Annotated in this window: 22 protein-coding genes; 13 read left to right on the top strand and 9 right to left on the bottom strand. The window is 70.9% G+C overall.

The features are described from left to right. Positions 1 to 73 precede the first annotated feature (73 nt). The 8 genes from Cco03nite_RS26275 (at position 74) to Cco03nite_RS26240 (ending at position 7,800) form a co-directional block, all read left to right on the top strand. Complete coding sequence (locus tag Cco03nite_RS26275) at positions 74 to 1,183, top strand: Dyp-type peroxidase (RefSeq protein ID WP_203694889.1); 1,110 nt, start codon at positions 74 to 76, stop codon at positions 1,181 to 1,183. Continuing rightward, on the top strand, positions 1,180 to 1,986 hold the full coding sequence (locus Cco03nite_RS26270; protein ID WP_203694888.1) for a family 1 encapsulin nanocompartment shell protein: 807 nt from the start codon (positions 1,180 to 1,182) through the stop codon (positions 1,984 to 1,986). The genes Cco03nite_RS26275 and Cco03nite_RS26270 overlap by 4 nt, the downstream gene beginning before the upstream one ends. Before the next feature lie 157 nt (positions 1,987 to 2,143). After that, entirely contained in the window at positions 2,144 to 2,923 is a 780-nt protein-coding gene (locus Cco03nite_RS26265; RefSeq protein WP_203694887.1) for an SDR family NAD(P)-dependent oxidoreductase, read from the top strand. After that, entirely contained in the window at positions 2,901 to 3,299 is a 399-nt protein-coding gene (locus tag Cco03nite_RS26260) for a hypothetical protein (RefSeq protein ID WP_203694886.1), read from the top strand. The genes Cco03nite_RS26265 and Cco03nite_RS26260 overlap by 23 nt, the downstream gene beginning before the upstream one ends. A gap of 69 nt (positions 3,300 to 3,368) precedes the next feature. Further along, positions 3,369 to 3,878: a SigE family RNA polymerase sigma factor gene (locus Cco03nite_RS26255; protein WP_203694885.1), complete on the top strand. Its 510-nt coding sequence runs from the start codon at positions 3,369 to 3,371 to the stop codon at positions 3,876 to 3,878. Then, positions 3,865 to 5,064 (top strand): hypothetical protein, encoded by a 1,200-nt coding sequence (locus tag Cco03nite_RS26250; RefSeq protein WP_203694884.1) that lies wholly within the window; start codon positions 3,865 to 3,867, stop codon positions 5,062 to 5,064. The genes Cco03nite_RS26255 and Cco03nite_RS26250 overlap by 14 nt, the downstream gene beginning before the upstream one ends. Positions 5,065 to 5,276: 212 nt before the next feature. Further along, positions 5,277 to 6,671, top strand: coding sequence for a family 2B encapsulin nanocompartment shell protein (locus Cco03nite_RS26245; protein WP_373314327.1), 1,395 nt, complete (start codon positions 5,277 to 5,279; stop codon positions 6,669 to 6,671). Positions 6,672 to 6,762: 91 nt separating this feature from the next. Next, positions 6,763 to 7,800: a family 2 encapsulin nanocompartment cargo protein polyprenyl transferase gene (locus Cco03nite_RS26240; protein ID WP_203694882.1), complete on the top strand. Its 1,038-nt coding sequence runs from the start codon at positions 6,763 to 6,765 to the stop codon at positions 7,798 to 7,800. 190 nt (positions 7,801 to 7,990) lie between these two features. On the opposite strand, the gene Cco03nite_RS26235 is transcribed toward Cco03nite_RS26240, so the two are convergent. The 3 genes from Cco03nite_RS26235 to Cco03nite_RS26225 are packed head-to-tail and all read right to left on the bottom strand — an operon-like array spanning position 7,991 to position 9,819. Further along, on the bottom strand, positions 7,991 to 8,530 hold the full coding sequence (locus Cco03nite_RS26235; protein WP_203694881.1) for a DUF1697 domain-containing protein: 540 nt from the start codon (positions 8,528 to 8,530) through the stop codon (positions 7,991 to 7,993). Further along, positions 8,527 to 9,339: an Fpg/Nei family DNA glycosylase gene (locus Cco03nite_RS26230; protein ID WP_203694880.1), complete on the bottom strand. Its 813-nt coding sequence runs from the start codon at positions 9,337 to 9,339 to the stop codon at positions 8,527 to 8,529. Before Cco03nite_RS26230 ends, Cco03nite_RS26235 begins: the two co-directional genes overlap by 4 nt. A gap of 24 nt (positions 9,340 to 9,363) precedes the next feature. Beyond that, on the bottom strand, positions 9,364 to 9,819 hold the full coding sequence (locus Cco03nite_RS26225) for a MarR family winged helix-turn-helix transcriptional regulator (RefSeq protein ID WP_203694879.1): 456 nt from the start codon (positions 9,817 to 9,819) through the stop codon (positions 9,364 to 9,366). A gap of 92 nt (positions 9,820 to 9,911) precedes the next feature. Here Cco03nite_RS26225 and Cco03nite_RS26220 point away from each other — a divergent pair, with 92 nt between their 5' ends. Both Cco03nite_RS26220 and Cco03nite_RS26215 read left to right on the top strand, forming a co-directional pair. Next, on the top strand, positions 9,912 to 10,688 hold the full coding sequence (locus tag Cco03nite_RS26220; protein WP_239167673.1) for a pirin family protein: 777 nt from the start codon (positions 9,912 to 9,914) through the stop codon (positions 10,686 to 10,688). 556 nt (positions 10,689 to 11,244) lie between these two features. Then, positions 11,245 to 12,507, top strand: coding sequence for a GDSL-type esterase/lipase family protein (locus Cco03nite_RS26215; protein ID WP_373314326.1), 1,263 nt, complete (start codon positions 11,245 to 11,247; stop codon positions 12,505 to 12,507). Between the two features lie 268 nt (positions 12,508 to 12,775). Here the strand turns inward: Cco03nite_RS26215 and Cco03nite_RS26210 are convergent, their stop codons facing one another. Both Cco03nite_RS26210 and Cco03nite_RS26205 read right to left on the bottom strand, forming a co-directional pair. Next, positions 12,776 to 13,594: a Shedu anti-phage system protein SduA domain-containing protein gene (locus Cco03nite_RS26210; RefSeq protein WP_203694876.1), complete on the bottom strand. Its 819-nt coding sequence runs from the start codon at positions 13,592 to 13,594 to the stop codon at positions 12,776 to 12,778. A 5-nt stretch (positions 13,595 to 13,599) separates the two neighbouring features. Continuing rightward, positions 13,600 to 14,109, bottom strand: coding sequence for a hypothetical protein (locus Cco03nite_RS26205; protein ID WP_203694875.1), 510 nt, complete (start codon positions 14,107 to 14,109; stop codon positions 13,600 to 13,602). Positions 14,110 to 14,219: 110 nt separating this feature from the next. Between Cco03nite_RS26205 and Cco03nite_RS26200 the strand changes: the two genes are divergently transcribed. Then, positions 14,220 to 14,564: a MazG nucleotide pyrophosphohydrolase domain-containing protein gene (locus tag Cco03nite_RS26200; RefSeq protein WP_203694874.1), complete on the top strand. Its 345-nt coding sequence runs from the start codon at positions 14,220 to 14,222 to the stop codon at positions 14,562 to 14,564. 55 nt (positions 14,565 to 14,619) lie between these two features. On the opposite strand, the gene Cco03nite_RS26195 is transcribed toward Cco03nite_RS26200, so the two are convergent. The 4 genes from Cco03nite_RS26195 to Cco03nite_RS26180 all read right to left on the bottom strand — a co-directional run bounded on the left by Cco03nite_RS26195 (position 14,620) and on the right by Cco03nite_RS26180 (position 19,415). Continuing rightward, complete coding sequence (locus Cco03nite_RS26195) at positions 14,620 to 16,098, bottom strand: MGH1-like glycoside hydrolase domain-containing protein (RefSeq protein WP_203694873.1); 1,479 nt, start codon at positions 16,096 to 16,098, stop codon at positions 14,620 to 14,622. Continuing rightward, on the bottom strand, positions 16,095 to 16,994 hold the full coding sequence (locus Cco03nite_RS26190) for a carbohydrate ABC transporter permease (RefSeq protein WP_203694872.1): 900 nt from the start codon (positions 16,992 to 16,994) through the stop codon (positions 16,095 to 16,097). The genes Cco03nite_RS26195 and Cco03nite_RS26190 overlap by 4 nt, the downstream gene beginning before the upstream one ends. Before the next feature lie 14 nt (positions 16,995 to 17,008). Further along, positions 17,009 to 17,971: a carbohydrate ABC transporter permease gene (locus Cco03nite_RS26185; protein WP_203694871.1), complete on the bottom strand. Its 963-nt coding sequence runs from the start codon at positions 17,969 to 17,971 to the stop codon at positions 17,009 to 17,011. Positions 17,972 to 18,104: 133 nt separating this feature from the next. Further along, positions 18,105 to 19,415 (bottom strand): ABC transporter substrate-binding protein, encoded by a 1,311-nt coding sequence (locus Cco03nite_RS26180; protein WP_203694870.1) that lies wholly within the window; start codon positions 19,413 to 19,415, stop codon positions 18,105 to 18,107. Positions 19,416 to 19,809: 394 nt separating this feature from the next. Between Cco03nite_RS26180 and Cco03nite_RS26175 the strand changes: the two genes are divergently transcribed. Next, positions 19,810 to 20,832 carry a LacI family DNA-binding transcriptional regulator gene (locus Cco03nite_RS26175; RefSeq protein WP_203694869.1) on the top strand — a complete coding sequence of 341 codons (1,023 nt, stop codon included), beginning with the start codon at positions 19,810 to 19,812 and terminating at the stop codon, positions 20,830 to 20,832. 29 nt (positions 20,833 to 20,861) lie between these two features. Next, positions 20,862 to 22,292, top strand: coding sequence for a GH1 family beta-glucosidase (locus tag Cco03nite_RS26170; RefSeq protein ID WP_203694868.1), 1,431 nt, complete (start codon positions 20,862 to 20,864; stop codon positions 22,290 to 22,292). Positions 22,293 to 22,386 lie beyond the last annotated feature (94 nt).

The raw sequence follows: 22,386 nt of genomic DNA, 5'->3' as shown, positions 1-22,386 counted from the left end.
CTGCCACGCGATGGTGCTCGACCGGTGGCGTGAACGCGGACCCGTCGCCTGACTGTCCTGATCGGGAGGTCCTGTGGGCAGTGTCGAGTCGCAGCCGGTGCTGACGGGCATCACCGAGGCCGCCGTGTTCCTGGTCGTCACCGTACGCGAGGGCGCCGAGGACGACGTCCGCGACCTGCTCGGCGATGCCGCGAGCCTGGCCCGGGCAGTCGGGTTCCGGGTGCCGGACGGGCAGCTGCAGTGCGTGGTCGGCATCGGCTCGCTGCTGTGGGACCGGCTGTTCAGCGGCCCGCGGCCGGCGGGCCTGCACCCGTTCCAGGAGCTCACCGGCCCGCGCCACGTCGCCGTCGCCACCCCGGGCGACCTGCTGTTCCACCTGCGGGCCCGGCGCATGGACCTGTGCTTCGAGCTGGCCAAGCAGTTCATGGCCCGGCTGGACGGCCGGGTCGACGTCGCCGACGAGACGCACGGCTTCAAGTACTTCGACGAGCGGGACCTGCTCGGCTTCGTCGACGGCACGGAGAACCCGACCGGCCTAGCCGCCGCCAGGGCCGCCCTGATCGGCGACGAGGATCCGGCGTTCACCGGCGGCAGCTACGTCATCGTGCAGAAGTACCTGCACGACATGGCCGCCTGGAACGCGATCTCGGTCGCCGAGCAGGAGCGGGTCATCGGCCGCACCAAGCTCGACGACATCGAGTTCCCCGACGAGGACAAACCGGCCGACTCGCACCTGACCCTGAACACGATCACCGACCCCGACGGCACCGAGCGCAAGATCGTGCGGGACAACATGCCGTTCGGCTCGCCCGGCGCGGGCGAGTTCGGCACCTACTTCATCGGGTACGCGGGCACGCCCGAGGTCACCGAGCAGATGCTGCGCAACATGTTCCTCGGCGACCCGCCCGGAACCACCGACCGCATCCTGGACTTCTCGACCGCCGTGACGGGCAGCCTGTTCTTCGTGCCGTCGGCGGACCTGCTCGACGACCTGCCGCCGTCCGCCTCGGCCGGAGCCGGTGCGGCACCCGTGGCGGACACGTCGGCGAAAGCGCCGCCGGTGGAACTCGGGCCGCTGGGTGTGCCGGGCGCGCTGGCCGTCACGCGCGGCACGACGGCGGAAGAGGCGGAGCCGGGCGACGCGTCGCTGGGCATCGGGAGTCTGAAGGGGAGCCGGGCATGAACAACCTGCATCGTGAACTCGCCCCGATCTCGGACGAGGCGTGGGAGGACCTGGAGGCCGAGGCGCGGCGCACCTTCACCCGGCACGTGGCGGGCCGCCGGGCCGTCGACGTGATCGGGCCCGGGGGCCTGGCGCAGGCCGCGGTCGGCACCGGGCACCTGCGCCCGGCCGGCGGCTCCGGCGGCGCGGTGCAGGCCCGGGTACGCGAGGCGCGGCCGCTGGTCGAGTTCCGGGTGCCGTTCACGGTGAGCCGTCAGGCGGTCGACGACGTGGCCCGCGGGGCGAAGGACCCGGACTGGCAGCCGGTCAAGGACGCCGCGAAGCAGATCGCGTTCGCCGAGGACGGCATGGTCTTCGACGGCTTCGCCGACGCCGGGGTGGTCGGGATCCGGCAGGCGGCGTCGAACCCGCCGATCGCGCTGCCCGCCGACGCCGCGATGTACCCGGACGCGGTCGCCCAGGCGATGACCGAGCTGCGCCTGGCCGGGGTGGCCGGGCCGTACACGCTGCTGCTCAGCGCCGACGCGTACACGGCGGTCGCGGAGACCACCGACCACGGCTACCCGATCCGGGAGCACATCTCCCGGGTGCTGGGCAAGGAGAGCCACATCATCTGGGCCCCGGCCCTCACCGGCGGGCTGCTGCTGTCGGCCCGCGGCGGCGACTACGAGCTGCACCTGGGCCAGGACCTGTCGATCGGCTACCTGTCCCACGACGCGTCCGCTGTCCAGCTGTACTTCCAGGAGTCCCTGACCTTCTTCACCCAGACCACCGAAGCCGGCGTCGAACTCACCGCCCCCTGACGCCACCCGTGCCGCGACTCTTGAAGACCTGCGGCCTCACGGGGCACTCAAGGCCGCGGGTTTTTAAGAGTTGCGGCAGGTGGGGGGCGTTGGACGTGGCACGATTCCGGTGAGGAGGCGTGCGGTGGCGCGCCGCCTGCGTGAGGGGATGAGGATGATGCTCTCCGGTAAACGCGCCCTGGTGTTCGCCGCGGACGAGCGGCTCGCCGAGACCGTGGCCCGGCACCTGGGCAAGCTGGGGGCCGAGGTGTGGGTCAGCGGCCTGGACACCGAGGCCGTCGAGGCGCTCGCCGAGAAGATCCACGCCGACGGCGGCGAGGCGCACCCGGCCACCGTCGACCCCTGCGACCCGCACCACGTACGCGAATACGTCACCGCCGTCGCGTCCAAGGGCCCGGTGGACGTGTGCTTCAACGGCTTCGAGCTGCCCGCGCACGCCGCCGGCGTCGGCGTGCCCTACCGCGACCTGGACCCCGCCGTGCTCACCGACGCCCTCGCCGAGGTGATCGGCGGGCAGTTCCTCACCGCACGGGAGGCGGCCCGGGTGATGGTCCCGACCGGGCGCGGCTCGATCATCACGGTCGGCTCGACGAACGGCAGCAGCGGCCGCCCGCACACCGGCGCGCTCGGCGCGGTGGCCGGCGCGCTGGAGGCGCTGTCGCGCAGCATGGCCAGCGAGTACGGCCCGTCCGGGGTGCGGGTCAACCACGTGCGGGCCACCCGGCTGTCCAGCGGCCCGATGTACTACGAGAACGCGCTGGGCCGGCCGGTGACCGTGGACGAGGTCGCCGGGGCGGTGGCCTGGCTGTCGTCCGACGCGTCCGGCGGCGTGACCGGGCAGGTGATCGAGGTCAGCGGTGGGGAGCACGGGCTCAGCGAGGCCGTGGCCGCCCGCGGGCCGAGGAAGGAGCGCCATGTCGAACTCGATCTACCATGACGAATACGGCACGATCAGCCGCGACGACGGCCGCGCGCTGCTGGAGCTGACCTGGTCACCGGCCACCGACCACATCAGCGAGGCCGAGTTCAAGGGGCTGATGTCGCGCTTCGCGCAGACCGCCGAGCAGCTGCCGACCCGCTACGCGGTGGTCGACGCGCGGGAGCTGCACCACCGGCCGGACGCCGACTTCGACAGCTGGTACGACCAGCACGTCGTGCCCTCGTTCGACCGGGCCGGGCTGGCGAAGCTCGCGTACCTGACGCGTCCCGCCGAGGCGGCCGAGGCCGAGCCGGTGCCCGAGGGACCGGCCTCGTTCCCGACCGGGTACTTCGACTCGATGCAGTCCGTGGAGGATTGGCTCAAGACCGGCTGAGAAACGATGGCGTGACGGTGCAACAGGCCGCCTGCCTCCGGCGTACATACCGGGTGGAGGTGGCGACTGGTGCCGGATCATTCGTTCGACGACTTCGTCCATGCCGCCCTGCCCGCGCTCAGCCGCTACGCGTACGCCCTGACCGGCGAACGGGTGGCCGGTGAGGACCTGATCCAGGACACCCTGGTCAAGGTCGCCGGAGCGTGGCGGCGGGTGCATCGCGACGGCAGCGCGCTGGCGTACGCGCGCACGACGATGCTCAACACGTACCTGAGCGCGTGGCGGATCCGCCGACGGCGGCCCGCGAGCGTGCCGCTGGAGGTCGACTGGCCGGGGCCGGACGCGTACGGCCCGGTCGATGTGCGTGATCAGCTGCGGCGGGCGCTGGACGCGCTGCCGCGGGCCCAGCGCGCGGTGCTGGTGCTCGGCTTTCTCGACGATCTGTCCGATGAGGAGATCGCCGCGATGCTGGACCGCCGCCCGGCCACGGTGCGCTCGCTGCGCCACCGGGGCCTGGCCGCGCTGCGCCGGCAGCTCGACAACGACCAGGTGGAGGGCGGCTCGTATGCACGACGTTGACCGACTGCTGCGCGACGAGCTGCACCGGCGCTCGGACCTGCCCGCCCCGTCGGCGGCCGCGGTGGTCACCGCGGTGCACGGCCTGCGCCGCCGCCGGCGGATCACCGCGGTGGCGGCGCTGAGCGCGGTCGCGGTGCTGGCCACCCTGGCCGGCACGATCTCCGCGCTGCGGCCCACGGCGGGCTCGGTGCCACCGGCGTTCCCGCCGTCGTCACCGGCCGGCGAGGTGTCGCTGACCGAATCGCCGGAGGTCTGGTTCGCCGATGCCGATCACGGGTTCGCACTCGCCCGCGCTTGCCCGGCGGACCCTTGCCAGCTCTATCTCGCGCAGACGGAGGACGGCGGCGCGTCCTGGCAGCGGCACGCCGTGCCGGGCGAGACGATGCCCGCCGAGCAGCGCGGCCCGCAGCTCAACCTGCGGGTGCTCAGCGCCACCACGGTCGCGCTGGACAGCTACGACGGCACGCGCCGCAGGTTCACCACCGACGGCGGCCGGACCTGGACCTCGCCATCGATGGAGCCGCAGGGCACGGTGGCGGAGATCCCGGAGGGCGGGCTCGCCGAGGTGCGGTCGAACACGGGCAAGCCCATCGACATCGTGGTGCTGCGCCCGGACGGAAGCTCCGCGCTGCTCGCGACGCCACCGCCGACCAAGCCGTTGACCTCGATGTGGACCAAGGTGGTGCGCGGCGACGACGGCAGCGCCTGGGTGCACGGCGGGGACGACACCAAGACCTGGCTGTGGGTCAGCCGCGACCGCGGCCGCACCTGGCGGGACGTGCCGCTGCCGGGCGACGCCGCACGGGCGGGCGCGGGCCAGCGGCCCTATGTCGATCACGGCCGGATCTTGTTCATCGTCGAGTCGTCGCCGAAGCGCCGGGTGTGGCGCACCACCGACGACGGCGCGCACTGGGCGGACCTGGGCAAGGACCTGCCACCAGACCCCTCCGGCGACGCCGGGCTGGGCGCGGTGGTCTGCTTCGACGGCACCCTGCTGGTGTACGAGCCGCTTTCGGGTGCGGTCTACCGGGCCATGCCGTCCGAGGCAACGCTGGGCAGGGTGGGCGACGCGCCGCTCTGGGACCGGTTCGGTGCCCGCTACCTGCGGGGCGCCGGGCGCAAGACGTTCGAGCCGCCCTTCGAGCACTCCCTCGACGGGTTGACCTGGACCGAGCTGCGCCTGTAGCCGGGCACCGATCAAGGCTCCGTTCACGCCGCTCACCCGGCGAGGACGGAGCCTTGGTCATGTCCGGGCGGCCGCACCCTAGCAGAGCACGATCACCACTTCCAGACCTTTCGTTCATACCACTTGAACACTAAGAATTAGTGCGAACCGGACACACCGGCGGGAGAACTCCCGCCGGTTCGTACTACCAGAGGTGGGTGATGGTGGTGTCTGTGGATTCCTCCGCGGAAGTCGAGAGTGGACAGGCACGGTCGAGTCTGGCCACGGCGGCCGCTCGCAACCTGGCGACGACGACGAAGTCGGCGCCGCAGATGCAGGAGATCTCGTCCCGGTGGCTGCTGCGCATGCTGCCCTGGGTGCAGGTCAAGGGCGGCACCTACCGGGTCAACCGGCGGCTGAGCTACGCCGTCGGCGACGGCCGGGTCAGCTTCACGACAGTGGGCGCGCAGGTCAAGGTCGTGCCGCCGGAGCTGTGCGAGCTGCCGCTGCTGCGCGACTTCGAGGACCTCGGCGTGCTCGGCGCGCTGGCCGACCGGTTCACGCAGGCGGAGTACGCCCCCGGCGACGCCATCGTGGAGGCCGGCCGCCCCGCCGACCAGGTGCACCTGATCGCGCACGGCAAGGTCAACAAGATGGGCACCGGCAAGTACGGCGACCGCATCGTGCTCGGCGTGCTCGCCGACGGCGAGTACTTCGGCGACCAGTCGCTGACCAAGCTCGGCAGCACCTGGGACGTCACCGTCAAGGCGGTGACCAGCTGCATCGTCATGTCGCTGAGCCGGGCCGCGTTCGACGAGGTGGTCGGGCAGTCCGAGCTGCTGCGCGACCACGTACGGCGCTTCCAGGCCAACCCGGTGCCGCCGCAGAACAAGCACGGCGAGGCGGCGATCGAGATCTCCGCGGGCCACGTCGGCGAGGCGCAGCTGCCCGGCACGTTCGTCGACTACGAGCTGAGCCCCCGGGAGTACGAGCTCAGCGTCGCGCAGACCGTGCTGCAGGTGCACACGCGCGTGGCCGACCTCTACAACGAGCCGATGAACCAGATCGAGCAGCAGCTCCGGCTGACCATCGAGGCCCTCAAGGAGCGCCAGGAGCACGAGCTGATCAACCACCGGGAGTTCGGCCTGCTCCACAACGCCGACCTCAAGCAGCGCATACACACCAGGTCCGGGCCGCCGACCCCCGACGACCTGGACGAGCTGCTCAGCCGCCGCCGCAGCTCGCACCTGTTCCTGGCGCACCCGCAGGCCATCGCCGCGTTCGGCCGCGAGTGCACCCGCCGCGGCATCTACCCGCAGGGCGTGGAGATCAACGGCAGCACCGTGCCCGCCTGGCGCGGCGTGCCGCTGCTCCCGTGCAACAAGATCCCGGTGAGCCCGACCCGGACCACCTCGATCCTGGTCATGCGCCTCGGCGAGGCCGAGCAGGGCGTCATCGGCCTGCACCAGACCGGCCTGCCCGACGAGTACCAGCCGAGCCTGTCCGTGCGCTTCATGGGCATCAACGACAAGGCCATCCTGTCGTACCTGGTCAGCGCCTACTACTCGGCCGCGGTGCTGGTCCCCGACGCGCTCGGGGTGCTGGAGAACGTGGAACTCGGCCACTGATCCCGCCGCCGGGCACCTTGCCGGCGTGTGCGCACGTTGGACAGGGTGCCCGGCGTTCTTGTCATGAGCCCTTCGGAGAGGTGGTAGCACCATGAGCACTGTGGAGATGGCACGCGGTCAGTCCGCACGGGATGTGCTGGCGTGGAGCCGCACCCTCGTCGACCCCGCGTTAAGAACCGCGGTCGGCACCCTGCGGCCCTCGATGCGCCGCATCTCGGGGTACCACTTCGGCTGGTGGGACGCCGACGGCACCCCCGCCAGCGGTGACGCCGGCAAGGCGATCCGGCCCGCGCTGGCGCTGGTGGCGGCCGAGGCGGTGGGCGCCGACGCGGCCCAGGCGGTGCCCGCGGCAGTGGCGGTGGAGTTGGTCCACAACTTCTCGCTGCTGCACGACGACATCATGGACGGCGACGTCACCCGGCGGCACCGGCCCACCGCGTGGACGGTGTTCGGGCAGGCCCCGGCCATCCTCGCCGGGGACGCGCTGCTCGCGCTCGGCTTCGACGTGCTCGCCGGCTGCGGGCACCCGGCGGTGCCCGAGGCGGGCCGGCTGCTCAACGCCGCGGTCCAGGAACTGCTCGACGGCCAGAGCGCCGACCTGGAGTTCGAGGAGCGCGACGACGTACGCCTCGCCGAGTGCCTGTCCATGGCCGAGGCGAAGACGGCCGCGCTGCTGGGCGGGGCGTGCGCGCTCGGCGCCCTGCTCGGCGGCGGCAACGCCGACCAGGTCGCGGCGCTGACCGAGTTCGGCCGCCGGATGGGGCTGGCCTTCCAGTTCGTCGACGACCTGCTCGGCATCTGGGGCGACCCCGCGGTCACCGGCAAACCGGTGCACTCCGACCTGGCCAGCCGCAAGAAGTCGCTGCCGGTCGTCGCCGCGCTCACCTCCGGCACCCCCGCCGGGCACGAACTGGCCCTGCTGTACCAGCGCCAGGGCCCGCTCGACGGCCCGGACCTGACCCGCGCCGCCGAACTGGTCGACGCCGCCGGCGCGCGTTCGTGGGCCCGCGCCCGCGCCGACGCCCTGCTCGCCCAGGCCCTACGCCGCCTCCACGCCGCCGACCTGGCCCTCGCCCCCGCCTCCCAACTCCACGCCCTGGCCCGCCTGGCCACCCACCGCCACCACTGACAGCCCGCCCCGCCCTGCCCCACCCTGCCCCACCCTGCCCCACCCTGCCCGCCCCGCCCGCCCTGCCCCGCCCCGCCCTGCATAGACGTTGGCCTATCTCATCGAATCCGGGTCACGGATTTTCAATGTGATAGGCCAACGTCTATGAAAAGCGGAGTCCTCGGCGCGAGCGGGCGCTCGGGTTCGGTGGTCAGGCGAGGAGGGTGGCGAGTTTGGTGACCGTGTTCCAGTTGCGGGCGGTGGCGACGGTGACGCCCAGGCGCTTCTGGAAGGCCAGGTGGGTCAGCTTGGTCTCGGCCGCGCCGTCGGGCAGCCACATGTGCACCTCGCGCTCCCCCGCCGCGAGCCGCTCCCCCGGCTTGGCCAGCGCCTCGACCTCGGCCAGCTTCGCCTGGTCGACCGCGCCGGACAGGAACACCACGAACTGGCGGGACGGGTTGTCGGCGACCTCGCCGAGCGGGTCAGCCGCGATGATCCGGGCCAGGTCGGCCCCGTCGCGTACCAGGCAGCCGACGGACATGCCCAGCTCGGCCTCGATGGCCCGTTCCAGCTCCGCGGCCAGGGCGGCCTGGTCCGGCGAGTCGCTGGAGAACACCACGTTGCCGCTCTGCAGCAGTGTCTTCACGTCAGAGTGGCCCAGGCCCTCGACCAGTTTGCGCAGGTCGGCCATGGCGATCTTCTTGTTGCCGCCGACGTTGATCCCGCGCAGCAATCCGGCGTACCGCGTCACGCCGCCCCCTTCTGACACGTCGCGCACCAGTACGAATTGCGTCCGGCCAGTTCCCCGCGGCTGACCTCGGTGCCGCAGGCCAGGCAGGGCAGCCCGGGGCGGCGGTACACGTAGACCTCGCCGCCGTGCCGGTCGACCCGTGGCGGGCGGCCCATCGCCTGCGGCTCGTGCTCCGGGCGCACCGTGTCGATCCGGCCGCTGAGCACGGCCTTGCCCATCAGGTCGACCAGGTCGGCCCACAGCTCCCGCCACCCGTCGGGGGTGAGCCTGCGACCGGGCATGGTCGGGGCGAGCCCGGCCCGGAACAGCGCCTCCAGCACGAAGATCAGGCCGGTGCCGGCCACCACCGACTGGTCGAGCAGCAGCGCGGCGAGGGCCTGGTCGCTGCGGCGGATGCGCTCGTACGCCTGCTCGGGTTTGGCGTCGGCGCGCAGCGGGTCCGCGCCCAGCCGGGCCCGCAGCGCGTCGACCTCGGGCGGGTCGAGCAGCTCGCAGGCGGTCGGGCCGCGCAGGTCGAGCCAGTGCCGGGGGTTGGCCATCCGCAGCCGGATCTGGCCGACCGGGGCCGGCACGGGCAGGTCGCCGTCGGCGAACTTGCCGTAGAGCCCCAGGTGCACGTGCAGGCTGACGTCGCCGTAGTGGTGCAGCAGGTGCTTGCCGTACGCCTCGGTGTCGAGCAGGACCGCGCCGCTGATCCGGGCCGCGCCCTCGGCGAACCTGCCCTGCGGACTGGTGACCGCGACCGGCTCCCCCGCGAACAGTTCGCGGTGCCGGTCGGCGAGCCGGCGTACGGTGTGACCCTCGGGCATCGGTACACGATAGCCGGGGGCCGCTCAGGGACGCAGATGCGCCCGCATCCGGGTGTACGCCTCGCGGATGTGGGCCTGCTCGGCCTGGCTGAGGTGGTCGAACATGTGCTCGCGCACCGCGCCGACGTGGCCGGGCGCGGCCGCGGCGAGCTTGGCCGCGCCGGCCTCGGTCAGCTCGGCGTGCATGCCGCGCCGGTCGTCGTCGCACTCGACGCGCCGCACCCAGCCGGCGTCCTCCAGCCTGGTCACCGCGCGGGTCACCCCGCTGCGCGAGGTGAAACTGGCGTCGGCCAGGTCACGCATGCGCAGCCGGTGCCCCGGCGCCTCGGAGAGCAGGACGAGCAGCTCGTAATCGGCGAAAGATACCCCGGAGTCCGTTTCGAGCTGGCGGTCCAGCGCGTGGATCAGCAGCCGGGTGCCCTCCAGGTACGCCCGCCAGGTCGCCTGCTCGTCGTCGTCCAGCCAGCGCGTCTCAGCCATGCCCGCAGTCTACCGGGAATAGTTGACCGCGCAACAATGTCATGTATGCTGCACTCGTTGACAACGCAACGACCCGATCGAAAGGCACGGCCGTGAAGACCTCCACCGCCAAGCCCCGCCGCGAGCTCATCGACGTCCGGTACGCCGACGAGCGGGCCAAGACCCGCATCGGCTGGCTCGACTCCAAGCACTCGTTCTCGTTCGGTCGACACTACGACCCGCGCAACACCCACCACGGACTGCTGCTGGTCAACAACGACGACATCGTCAAGCCCGGCATGGGCTTCGAGACGCACCCGCACCGCGACATGGAGATCGTGACCTGGGTGCTGCGCGGCTCGCTGGTGCACCAGGACTCCACCGGCCACTCCGGCGTCATCTACCCCGGCCTGGCCCAGCGGATGAGCGCGGGCACCGGCATCCTGCACTCGGAGAAGAACGACTCCTGGCGGCTGGAGGGCCACAAGCACGCCGACCCGGTGCACTTCATCCAGATGTGGGTGGTCCCGGACACCGACGGCATCAAGCCCGGCTACGAGCAGCTCGAGATCGACGACGAGCTGCTGCGCGGCGGCCTGGTCACGGTGGCCTCCGGCATGAAGCAGCACGACGGCGCGTCCGCGATCCGGATCAAGAACCGGCACGCCGCGCTGCACGTCGCACGGCTGGAGGCGGGCGGCAGCGTCGCGCTGCCCCACGCGCCGTACCTGCACCTGTTCGTGGCGCGCGGCTCGGTGGCCATGGAGCAGGCGGGCACCCTGGCCGAGGGCGACGCGGTGCGCCTGACCGGCAGCGGCGGCCAGCGCATCACCGCGAGCGCTCCGGCCGAGGTGATGACCTGGGAGATGCACGCCACCATCGCCGGCTGACGGCCCCACAGCTGCCGGACCTCCGACCCTGCGCCCGAACGCGGCCGGAGGTCCGGCTCTCCACCCCGTCCCGGCCGGCCCTCGCCGGCGGCCGGGACCGGTGCCCGGCGCGAGCCGGGCCCATGATCGAGGGCGATGGAAACCGCTGGCCGCGGGCGTCGCGGCCGGGCACGATGGCCGGGTGCCGCCGACCGTCGCCATCGCCCTCACCTCCCCGCCCGACCCCGCCGCCCAGGGCGCGCTGCGCGGGTACTTCACCGACATCGTCGGCCGCTGGTACGGCCGGGCGGCGACCGCGGCCGAGGTCGACCACGTTCTGGCCGACACGGTCGCTGCTGCGCCTGGACACCCGCGACGACCTGGTCGAGGCCCGCGCCCTCTACGCCCGGTGCGGCTTCGCCGAGGTGCCCGCGTTCAACGACGCGCCCTATGCGCATCACTGGTTCGCCAAGCCGATCAGGTGATCGACGTATTGACGTACGTACGCTGACCGGACTTTGATGGCCTCCTACCCGGACATCGCGCGACGTGGCGCAGCGTCCCGCCTGGAAGGTCGATGTCCGTGGCCAACTCCTCGCAGCGGCGGATCGTCGTCGCGGCCGCCGTGCTCGTCGCCACCGCGCTCACCCTGGCCGTCGCGTGGGGCCGGTCCGGCGCGCCGGCCGAGGCCGCGCCGGGCGAGGGCTGGGTCGGCACGTGGGCGTCCGCGCTGGCTCCGGCGGGCGGCGGCATCGCGGGCAAGGGCTTCACCAACCAGACGGTACGGATGACCGTGCGCACCTCGGTCGGCGGCGACGAGACCCGCATCCGCCTGTCCAACGCGTACGGCACGCAGCCGCTGACCGTCGGCCGGGCGACGCTGGCCCTGCCGGTCGCCAACGACACCCCACAGATCCAGCCGGCCACCCTGCGCGAGCTGACCTTCGACGGCCGCCAGCAGGTCACCGTGCCCAAGGGCGGCCAGGTGCTCAGCGACCCGGTGCCGATGCCGGTGCGGGCGCTGCAGGAGCTGACCGTCAGCGTGTTCCTGCCCGCGGCGACCGGCCCGGTGACGTTCCAGTTCAACGCCCGCGAGCCGGCGTACATCGGCGCGGGCGACCAGGCCGCGAAAGCCGAGTACACGGTCACCGACAGCCGCAACTACTGGTTCTTCCTCAGCGGCGTCGACGTGCGCACCCGGCACGCGGCCGGGGCCGTGGCGGTCCTCGGCGACTCCCTGACCGCCGCCAACGGCTCCACCCTGGGCCTGCACCGGCGCTGGACCGACTACCTGGCCGCGCGGCTGCAGGACGACCCGGGCGAGGCCGACCCTGCCGTGCTCAACCTCGGCCTGGCCGGCAACGCGCTGGCCCACGACGGCTCCGAGATCGGCTTCCCCGAGCTGGGCGTGAACGGCCTGGCCCGGTTCCTGCGCGACGCCCCCGGACAGACCGGCGTGCGCACGGTCGTCGTCGCGCTGGGCATCAACGACATCCAGATCTACGACGACTCCCCCGAACGGGTCATCTTCGGCCTGCGCCAGCTCGCCACCCAGGCCCGCCAGCTGGGCCTGCGGGTGCTCGCCTGCACCCTCGGGCCGTTCCAGGGCTTCACCTCCTGGACGCCGGGCAAGGAGAACACGAGACTCGCGGTGAACGCGTACCTGCGCGACAGCGACCAGTTCGACGACGTCATCGACGTCGACGCCGTACTCCGCGACCCGGACGCGTCCGGCAAGCTGCGCGCGGCCTTCGACAGCGGGGACCACATCCACCCCAACGACGCGGGCAACGAGGCCATCGCGAAGGCCGTACCGCTGGATCTGTTGACCGGATCGTAATCAATTTAAATATAGAGTTGCTTGACACTTTGTTGCACGCGCAGGAAGCTGAGTTCACGCACGTCAGGCAGTCCTCGGAAAGGTGGTGTTCGCCATGTCCGCATTGGAGTTCGCTCTCGAGTACGCACTGGAGTTCGCACTCGAGTAGGCCGCTCAGGGCCACTGACACAACGGCGGCGGCGCACCCCACCGGGGCTGCGCCGCCACTGCCCGAAGGAAGGGCACCTTCCCATCGTTCTACGTAGAGGAAGGGCACCTTCTTAACTCTTCACCTGCGGTGAGCTGGGGCCGGAGAGAACAGATCGACCGGTGGCCCGCCGAGCGAACGCTCGGCGTTGTCGACCAGCTCCTTGTACGTGAGCACCTCGACTCGGTTGAGGTGACCGTTGAACGTACGCAGCGTTTCGTTGATCTCGACCTCCGGAACGCCTGGCTGCAACGCCGGATGTCCGATGAGCACCACCGCGCTCGCCCGTCGGGTCTCGATCCCGAAGTCCTCCCGGATACGCTCGCGATTCTCGTCGAGGCCGACAAGGTAGTTGACCGCCTGCCCGACCGCGTCGTGAACCTCGGACGTCGGCACCCAGGCGCTACGATGCCGCTTGATCAGAGGCTTACCGAGCTTCATCGCCAGTTTCAGTTCGACGACGTGCAGTGCGCCGTCGCCACGGATGAGCGGAATGTCGACCTCGTCGCCCTCGACCAGTCTGCGCTGCGCGGCCTCGTGCACGAAACTGCCGCCGAAAATCCATGGCTGCCCACGCAGCACCCGCAAGAGATCGTGCTCGGACGCACTGGGATCTTCGACCGCCTCCCGCAAAGTCAGCAACGCGGCAGCCCGCCGACGAAGCTCGGCGGCCCTGAAGAGCAGCCATCCGCTCTCGTCCTCCGCCAGCGCCGCCACGGCTTCGGGAGACAGTGCCATGGTCCGGGCCAGCTCCCGGGCATCTTCGACATCGATACGATGATCTCGAATGACCCGCTCCAACCAGATCATGGTCTCAGCGCTTCCGCGAACGATCCGGTAGCGTCCCGGACGGTCCGGCGGCGCCTGCATGAGCCGGGAATCCTCGCCCAGCGACCGCATCCGAATCAGCAATTCTTCCGCGCTTGCCCCAGGTTGCGAGTCCAGGAAAGCCCGGCCCTGCTCCACTGCGAACTCGCACACGCTCGCCGTGACGCTCGACAGCAGCCGGAGCAGGCCGGTGTCGCGCGCGGCTCCGTTCTGAAAAGTCGATAGCGCTCCTCGAACTCCACCTTGATGATGCGGCCCTCGACATAATCGATCGAGTCTTGAAGTAGCCTCACCACCTGCCATTCGTCTGCCACCGCAGCTTCATGACGCGCCTCGCCGAGAAGCATCACCAGCCTCTGACCCGCGCGGCGTCTACGTCCACCGCTGCGCAGATGTGCGTGCACCGCCGAGAGAGCTGCTTTGACAGCATGATCCCGCGCAATCTCATCGACTCGCTGCAACTGCAATTCGAGTGCAAAGTCGGCCCTGGTCTCCACGCCGACATGATGGTGGACCGATACGACGCTTCGAAACGGGCCAACGACCGAGAGCCAGAAGGGGATCTTCACTTCGCCGTAGGAAGCCAAAGGGGCACCTTGTCAACGCTTCATGCGTGGCCACCTGCACGGTGACACCCCCCAGCCGTGGTTCGGGACGCGATAGCCTGCAACGCCATCACCGAACGGACGGGGAGACCATGACGGACCTGGAGAGCCTGCAGGAACGAGCGCTGCAGATCTGCGAGATGTACGACGAACTCAACGTGCGCACCCAGGGCCGGGCCTGGACCCGGGAAGACCTCATGCTCGGCTTCGTAGGCGATGTCGGTGACCTGGCCAAGCAGGTTATGGCCGCTGAGGGCCGGCGTGAACTGCCCGGCGGGCGGGAGGCGCTCGCGCACGAGCTGGCCGACTGCCTGTGGTCGGTGCTGGTGCTGGCCCGACGGTACGACTTCGACCTCGCCGCCGAGTTCACCCGCACCATGGCCGGACTCGAGCAACACGTGACCGCCCGCCTGAACGCGCTGCCCGCCGCCGGCTGACCGCTCCACCGCAGCTCAGTAGGCATGCCACGTTAAGAAGGTGCCCTTCCTCTACCTATGGCGATGTGAAGGTGCCCTTCCTTTCCAAAACGTGGTGGCCGGGGGTGAGGGGGAGGGTGCGGTCGGGGAGGGCGAGGGTGATCGGGCCGTCGGTTTCGACGGTCAGGGTGGTGTCGTCGGCGATGAGGGTCACGCGGGTGTCGGCGACGCGGAGGTTGTGGATGCCGGTGCGGCCGGGGAGGTGGGGGCGGTAGTGGAGGGTGCGGGTGAGGGCGTCGACGCGGAAGCCGAGGACGTGTTCGATGAGCATCGAGATGGGGGCCAGGGCAGACCAGCCGCAGAAGTCGGGGCGTACGGGGGTCAGGTCGTCCTTGGCCGTGGAGGGGGCCGGGCGGGTGGGTGAGTAGGCCTCCCAGATGGTCGGGGGCGAGTAGGACGACCAGGTGCGGGACATGTGGCGGATCAGGTCGAGGGATGCGCGGTGGGCCAGGTCGGGGTGGCCGGAGTCGGACAGGGCCCGGGCACTGGCGTAGGCGACGGGGATCCAGACGCCGCCGCGCCAGTACATGCCGTCGGGGCGGAACTCGGGGTCGTCGCGCGCCACCGACGGCCAGGGCACCGGTCCGCCGAAACAGGTCGGGTCGGCCAGGGCGGCGGCGAGCGCGTCGGCCTGGGCCGCGTCGCAGGCGCCGGCGAGCAGGGGCCAGTACACAGCCGGTGTGCGTACCCGGTGGAAGTTGTAGGGCTCCTCGGCGAAGCGGTCGAAGTAGAACCCGTGCTCGGCCGACCAGAAGTCGTTGACCAGTTCGACGAGCCGAGCGTGATGCGCCTCGTATTCCTCCGCCAGGTCGTCGGAGCCGATGAGCCGGGCCAGGGCGGCGATGGACCGGGCGGACAGGGCCTGCTGGGCGGCTACGTCGAACCAGAGGACGTCGCCGGAGGTGCCGTGTTCGCCCTGGATCGGGGCGCGGGGCGTGTTGTCCATGCCGCTGGTGACGCCCTCCCACAGGTAGCCGCGCGGCACGCGCTGCACCGTGGTCGGGATGTTGCTGTGCGGGAAGCGGCTGCCGGCCGGGGTGCCCTCCATGAACGCGAAGTGCTGCTGGAGGTAGCGGCGGTCGCGCAGCAGCCACCGGACCCGGTCCAGGTCGCCGGTGTGGCGGACGTACTCCAGCTCGGACCAGGCGAACAGCGGCGGGTTGTCCGGGTGGTGGATCTTCAGGGACGTCGGCGAACCGTCGTACATCGGCCGGTAGAAGTTGTCGAAGCTCTCCACCCCGGGGAACAGGTCGGGGGCATACTTGCAGAAGTGCGCCATGAAGCAGGTGTCCCAGATCCAGATCGTGTCCGGATCGAACCCCTCGTCCATGTACGGCGACCGCGGCGCTCCCTCCCGCGTCACGACGTGCTGGTACGCCAGCTCCCAGGCGGCCCAGTAAAGCTCGACGAGTTCCGGCGAAGCGTCCAGGACGGGCGTGGGCAGCGCGGACCGGTCCAGCGGGCGGTCGAGCGCGACGGGCTGGGGCAGGTTCATTTGATCTCCGCGATGGCGACGCCCTTGTCGATGTACTTCTGCCCGAGGGCGTACAGGACGACGGGCGGGATGAGCGAGATGACGATGGCGGCCATCAGCATGGGCAGCGACGAGCCGAACGGCGAGGTGAAGTACAGCAGGCCCAGCGGCAGCGTGCGGTTCTCCTCCCCGGTGAGGTAGATCAGCGGCCCGAACAGCTCCCGCCAGCTCCCGAGGAAGGTGAAAACGGCCACGACGATGATGACCGGCTTGGACTGCGGCAGGATGATGTGCCACCAGGTGCGCAGCGTCCCGCAGCCGTCGATGCGGGCGGCCTCGTCGATCTCGCGGGGCAGGCTGAGGAAGAACTGCCGGAACAGGAAGATCTCGAAGGCGGCCCCGAACAGCTTCGGGACCAGCAGCGGATAGAAGGTGTCGATCCAGCCGATGTCGCGGTAGAAGCGGTACAGCGAGATCGTCATGACCTGGCCGGGCAGCATCATCGTGGCGAGCACGACCATGAACAGCGCGTTGCGGCCCGGGAAGCGGAACCGGGAGAAGCCGTACGCGACGAACGACGACGACAGGATGTTGACCACGACGGCGTAGACGGCGAGCCACAGGCTGTTGCCGATGTAGTGCAGGAACTCGTACTTGAAGATGACGTCGGTGAAGTTCTCCCAGCGGAACGGGCTGGGGATCCACTCGAACGGCACGGCGAAGTACTGGTTGGTGTCCTTGAGCGACTGCGACACCAGCCACACGAACGGGAACAGCAGCAGCAGGCAGAACAGGCTCAGCGCGGTGATCCGCGCGGTCAGCTCCCAGCGCGCCCGGCCGTTGCGGCGGCGGGCGGCGGAACGGGCGGCGGGCGGGACGGGCGTCGTCGGGGCGGGTCGCTCCAGGACGTCGTGCATGGCGGTCCTCCGGATCAGTTCTGGTCGGCGTCGCCGTACGCGGTGAAGCGCCGGGCCAGCCAGAGCACCAGGCCGGTCAGCAGCAGGGTGGCGGCGAACATGATGAACGCCAGCGCGGAGGCGTAGCCCATGTCCTGGTAGACGAAGCCCTTGACGTACAGGTAGGTGACGAAGGTGCCGAGGCTGTTCTCGTAGCCGAGCGGGTTGCCGGTGGCGACGCCGCCGCTGTTGGCGAACGCGAGCGGGGTCTCGAAGACCTGGATGTGCCCGATCAGCGCCATCACGGTGTTGAAGACGATGACCGGCGACAGCAGCGGCAGGGTGACCTTGCGGAACATCTGCCACGGCCCGGCCCCGTCGACGCGGGCGGCCTCGAAGTAGCTGGCCGGGATGCCCTTGAGGCCGGCCAGGAAGATCAGCATGGTGCCGCCGGCGAACCACACGTTGACCAGGATCAGCGCGACCAGCGCGAGCCAGGGCTTGTCGGAGTCGCCGAGCCAGTTGACGGGATCGGTGCCGAACAGGCTGAGGAACATGTTGGCCAGGCCGACCTCGCCGCCCCGGAACACCTGCTTGAACAGGTACGCGGTGGCGATGCCGACGAGCAGGCTGGGCACGTAGATCAGGGTGCGGAAGACGTGGTTGCCGCGGAAGTCCTTGTGCAGCAGCAGCGCCAGGATCAGGCCCAGGCCGATCGAGATGACCGTCGAGCCGATCACGTAGATCAGCATGTTCCCGGCGATGGTGGCGAACACCGGGTCGTTCGTGAGGATCTTCTCGTAGTTGTCGGTGCCGACGAAGCGGATCGTGCGGAACACGTTGGCCTTGGACAGGCTGGTCATGAACGCCGCGATCAGCGGCGCGACGCCGAACATCAGAAAGCCGAGCAGCCACGGGCTGATGTAGAGGTATCCCTGCACCCCCTCCCGCCGCCACCAGCGGCGCTGGGGCCGCTGCGGTTCAAGAGCGATGGTCATGCGGTACGCCTCCGGTCGGGACCTGCGGGAACGGGCGCGGATGGGGTCGGGAGGGGTGAGCCCGGCCGCCCCCGTGGCGGCCGGGCCCGGGCGGCGGCGCCCCGCGCGTGTGGGGCGTCGTCGCCGGGAAGGGCTACTGCGACAGCAGCGCGTTGCCCTTCTTCTCGATCTCGGCGGCGGCCTGCTCGGGGGTGAGCTTGCCGCGGCCCAGGTCGTCGATGATCAGGCCGACGTCCTTGCCCAGCTCCTCCTTGACGGTCAGCAGACCGGGGCGGAAGGCCGGCACGGAGGCCAGCAGGGTCGGCGCGAAGTCCTTCGGGGTGATGAAGTCGGGCAGCTTCTTCAGCGCCTCGACGTCGACCGGCACGTCGCTGAACTTCGCGAACTCGACCTGGTTCTCGGTCTTGAGCATCCACTTGAGGAACGCCCAGGCCTCCTTCTGGTGCTCGCTCTCCGCGGAGATCGCGTACCCGTTGGCGCCGGAGTAGAGGACCAGGCTGTCGCCGACCTTCGGCAGCGGGAAGACGCCGATGTTCGGGGACTTGGCGGCGATGTCGGCGAAGTTCCAGGGGCCGACCCGGGCCATGGCGACCTTGCCGGTGCGCAGGCTGTCCAGGTCACCGTTGAGCCACTGGTTCTCGCGCTGCTCGTCGATCGGCGGCACGATCTTGTCGGTGAACAGCCCGGCGTAGTCGGCCAGGCCCGCGATGCCCTGCGGGGTGTTGATGGTGACCTTGCTCGGGCTGACGAAGTTGTCGTACATCGAGCCGCCGCGCATGGCGATCAGCGACTCCCAGAAGTTGAGGCTGCCCGGGTGCAGGGCGTACTGGGTGACCTTGCCGGAGCTGTTGACCTTGGTGAGCTTCTTCGCCATCTCCTTGAAGGCGTCGAGGGTCATCGGCACGGCCGGGTCGGGCGTGGCGACACCCGCCGCCTTGAACAGGTCCTTGTTGTAGCCGATCAGCGGCACGGAGATGCCGACGGGCATCGCGTACTGCTTGTCCTGCCAGCCGAACACGCCGACCGGGCCGGGCTGCGCGCCCTTGACGGCGTCGGCGTATCCGTCCATCTTCTTGAGGTCGGCGAAGACCTCGTTGTCGAAGTAGGACGCGGCGAAGCAGGAGCACAGGCCGACCACGTCGTACGCGTTGCCGCCGGCGGTGGTGGTCTTCACCTTGTCCCAGTACGCGTCCCAGGGCAGGAACTCAGACTTGATCTTGATGTTGGGGTTGGCGGCCTCGAACCCGTCCAGCCACTTGCGGTAGAGCGCGTCCTTCTCGGGGGTGTTGCTCCACCAGCCCCAGCTGATGGTGACCGGGCCGCTCTCGGCCTCGGGTTCGTCGGCGCCGCCGCAGGCGGCCGTGACGAGCGAGGCGGCCAGCAGCAGCGCGCTCAGGACGACGCCGGGCCTCCGGCGGGACTTCCTGGATCGAGCATGCTCCATAGTGAACTCCTGTGAGGTGCGATGCGCGTGGAGAGGTGCGGAAGCGTTGCGTCCGGCCGGCATCGGGCGGGCCCCCGGAGCGGAGTCCCCGGCGGTCCTGTCGCGATCCATCGAGACGCGATGGGAACTAAATCGAAACAGTGACCGGGACCATAGCCCTCCCCCGCAGGTACGTCAACACCGTGTTCCGCCGGAAACTTTTCCACCCCATCCTCAGAGGAGTATCACCGCAGATGAAGCACTATCCGCAGCGCCACAACAGATCTCGCCGCTCGCGGACCTCATCGACCGGGGTCTTCCACCCGACGGAGCGCGCTGCTACTGTGCCGGTCCGTAACAAAATCGGTTTAGTGCCAACGACCAGGGAGCTGCCCATGCGGAACGGAGGACGGCCGTGAAGCGCCCCACCATCGCCGACATCGCCGACCGTGCCGGAGTCTCCCGGTCGGCGGTCTCGTTCGCGCTCAACGACCAGCCCGGCGTCTCCGAGGAGACCCGTCAGCGGGTCCTCGCCGTGGCCGCCGAGCTGGGCTGGCGGCCGCACAGCGCGGCCCGCGCCCTGCGCGGAGGCCGGGCCGGCGCGATCGGCCTGGCCCTGCAGCGGCCCGCCCGGCTGCTCGGGGCCGAGCCGTTCACCATGGAGCTGATCAGTGGCCTGGAGTCCGAGCTGTCGGCCCGCTCCTGCGGGCTCAACCTCCAGGTCGTCGAGGACACCGAAGCCGAGATCGCCACCTACCGTCGCTGGTGGGCAGAGCACCGCGTCGACGGCGTCATCGTGCTCAACCTGCGCGACGCCGACCCGCGGGTCGGCGTGCTGGAAGACCTGCACCTGCCCGCGGTCGTCATCGGCGGCCCGGCCGGGACCGGCTCGCTGCCGAGCATCTGGTCGCAGGACGCGGCCGGCATGACCGACGTCGTCGAGTACCTGGCCGCGCTCGGCCACCGCCGCCTGGCCCACGTCGCGGGCGACCCGGACATGCGCCACATCGTGGACCGCACCACCGCCCTGCACGAGGTGTGCCGGCTGCGCGGCCTGCCCGAACCGGTGACCGTGCGCGCCGACTACTCCGACGAGGACAGCGCGCAGGCCACCCGGCGGCTGCTGGCCTCCCCCGACCGGCCGACCGCGATCATCTACCACACCGACCTGACCGCGGTGACCGGCCTGGAGGTCGCCCTGGAGATGGGGCTGTCCGTTCCGGACGAGCTGTCCCTGGTCGCGTTCAACGACTCCCGGCTGTGCCGGCTGGTCAACCCGAAACTCACCGCGCTGGCCCACGACATCCCGGGCCGGGGCGCGCAGGCGGCGCGCATGCTGTTCGCCGCCATCGACGGCGGGCCGGGGGCCGACTCCCAGCCCGCCGAGCCCTACCGGCTGCTGCCCCGGGGCAGCACCGGCAAGTACCGCACTCGCTGATCCGCCCTCACCCGCAAGGAGTGCCGCCGATGACCGCCCCCACGGAGACCGCGCCCGACCGCCGCCACGCACCGCCGGAGTTCCCCGCGGGCTTCCGCTGGGGCGCGGCGACGGCGGCGTTCCAGGTCGAGGGAGCCCTGGACGCCGACGGCCGTACGCCCTCGGTCTGGGACACCTTCACCGCAGTCCCCGGGCGGGTGGACAACGGCGACCGGGCCGACCTGGCCGTCGACCACTACCGCCGCTACCGCGACGACGTGGCGCTGATGGCGCAACTGGGCCTGGGCACCTACCGCTTCTCGGTGTCCTGGCCGCGGGTGCAGCCCGACGGGCGCGGCCCGGCGAACGCCAAGGGGCTGGACTTCTACTCACGGCTGGTGGACGAGCTGCTCGCCAACGGCGTCGAGCCGATGCTGACCCTCTACCACTGGGACCACCCCCAGGTGCTGCAGGACGCGGGCGGCTGGGCGAACCGGGACATGACCGAGCGCTTCGCCGACTACGCCGCGCTGGTCGCGGCGCGGCTCGGCGACCGGGTGCCGCTGTGGGTGACCCTGAACGAGCCGTGGTGCACCGCGTTCCTCGGCCACGCCTCGGGCATCCACGCCCCCGGCGTCGCCGACGACGCCACCGCGCTGACCGTCGCCCACCACCTCAACCTCGCCCACGGCCTGGGCGTGCAGGCCCTGCGCGCGACCCTGCCCAGCACCGCGCAGGTGTCGATCGCGCTCAACCCGGCTCCGGTGCGCACACCCGTGGAAACCCCGGAGAACCGGGACGCGGTACGCCGCGCCGACGCCCTGCGCAACCGGATCTTCCTCGACCCGCTGCTGCGCGGGCAGTACCCGGCCGACCTGATCGCCGACACGGCGCACGTCACCGACTGGGGCTTCGTGCGCGACGGCGACCTCGCCGCGGCGACCGCCCCGATCGACCTGCTGGGCGTGAACTACTACACGCCGCTGTACGTCGCAGCCGGTCCCGGCCCCGCCGACCCGTACAACCGGTGGGTCGGCAGCGACGGCCTGGTGCACATCGCGCCCGCCGACGGCCCGTCCACCATCCACGGTGTCGTCGACGCGGCCGCGTTGCGCGAGCTGCTCAACCGCATCCGGCACGACTACGGCCCGGTGCCGATCGTCATCGCCGAGAACGGCGTCGCCTCGCCCGACACGGTCGGCCCGGACGGGCGCGTCGACGACGCGGGCCGGGTCGCCTACCTGCACGCGCACCTGGCCGCGCTGCACGACGCCATCACCGACGGCGTCGACGTGCGCGGCTACGTGATGTGGTCCCTGATCGACAACTTCGAGTGGGTGTACGGCTACAGCCAGCGCTTCGGCCTCATCCACGTCGACCGGGACACCCAGCGCCGCACGATCAAGGACAGCGGCCACTGGTTCCGGCAGGTCATCGCCGCGAACGCCATCCCGCCCCTGGACCCGCCCGCAGCCGGCTGACGGGCGTCGTTAGAACCGGACCCGGGGACGCCCGTGTCCGTCTTGTTTGAAAGATGCGCATTAATCGAAGCACGTCGCGTTCGGGGCGCCCGGC

Source organism: Catellatospora coxensis (genome assembly GCF_016862635.1).
GTDB lineage: Bacteria > Actinomycetota > Actinomycetes > Mycobacteriales > Micromonosporaceae > Catellatospora > Catellatospora coxensis.
This window is presented reverse-complemented; position numbering and strand designations above follow the sequence as displayed.

What these genes read in the sequence shown, in the direction of transcription:
- Cco03nite_RS26225 (WP_203694879.1), bottom strand. Translation starts at nt 9,819, where the DNA reads ATGGCTGAGACGCGCTGGCTGGACGACGACGAGCAGGCGACCTGGCGG.
- Cco03nite_RS26210 (WP_203694876.1), bottom strand. Translation starts at nt 13,594, where the DNA reads ATGCGGTCGCTGGGCGAGGATTCCCGGCTCATGCAGGCGCCGCCGGAC.
- Cco03nite_RS26190 (WP_203694872.1), bottom strand. Translation starts at nt 16,994, where the DNA reads ATGCACGACGTCCTGGAGCGACCCGCCCCGACGACGCCCGTCCCGCCC.
- Cco03nite_RS26265 (WP_203694887.1), top strand. Translation starts at nt 2,144, where the DNA reads ATGCTCTCCGGTAAACGCGCCCTGGTGTTCGCCGCGGACGAGCGGCTC.
- Cco03nite_RS26215 (WP_373314326.1), top strand. Translation starts at nt 11,245, where the DNA reads ATGTCCGTGGCCAACTCCTCGCAGCGGCGGATCGTCGTCGCGGCCGCC.
- Cco03nite_RS26200 (WP_203694874.1), top strand. Translation starts at nt 14,220, where the DNA reads ATGACGGACCTGGAGAGCCTGCAGGAACGAGCGCTGCAGATCTGCGAG.
- Cco03nite_RS26260 (WP_203694886.1), top strand. Translation starts at nt 2,901, where the DNA reads ATGTCGAACTCGATCTACCATGACGAATACGGCACGATCAGCCGCGAC.
- Cco03nite_RS26180 (WP_203694870.1), bottom strand. Translation starts at nt 19,415, where the DNA reads ATGGAGCATGCTCGATCCAGGAAGTCCCGCCGGAGGCCCGGCGTCGTC.
- Cco03nite_RS26240 (WP_203694882.1), top strand. Translation starts at nt 6,763, where the DNA reads ATGAGCACTGTGGAGATGGCACGCGGTCAGTCCGCACGGGATGTGCTG.
- Cco03nite_RS26170 (WP_203694868.1), top strand. Translation starts at nt 20,862, where the DNA reads ATGACCGCCCCCACGGAGACCGCGCCCGACCGCCGCCACGCACCGCCG.
- Cco03nite_RS26270 (WP_203694888.1), top strand. Translation starts at nt 1,180, where the DNA reads ATGAACAACCTGCATCGTGAACTCGCCCCGATCTCGGACGAGGCGTGG.
- Cco03nite_RS26195 (WP_203694873.1), bottom strand. Translation starts at nt 16,098, where the DNA reads ATGAACCTGCCCCAGCCCGTCGCGCTCGACCGCCCGCTGGACCGGTCC.
- Cco03nite_RS26230 (WP_203694880.1), bottom strand. Translation starts at nt 9,339, where the DNA reads ATGCCCGAGGGTCACACCGTACGCCGGCTCGCCGACCGGCACCGCGAA.
- Cco03nite_RS26185 (WP_203694871.1), bottom strand. Translation starts at nt 17,971, where the DNA reads ATGACCATCGCTCTTGAACCGCAGCGGCCCCAGCGCCGCTGGTGGCGG.
- Cco03nite_RS26250 (WP_203694884.1), top strand. Translation starts at nt 3,865, where the DNA reads ATGCACGACGTTGACCGACTGCTGCGCGACGAGCTGCACCGGCGCTCG.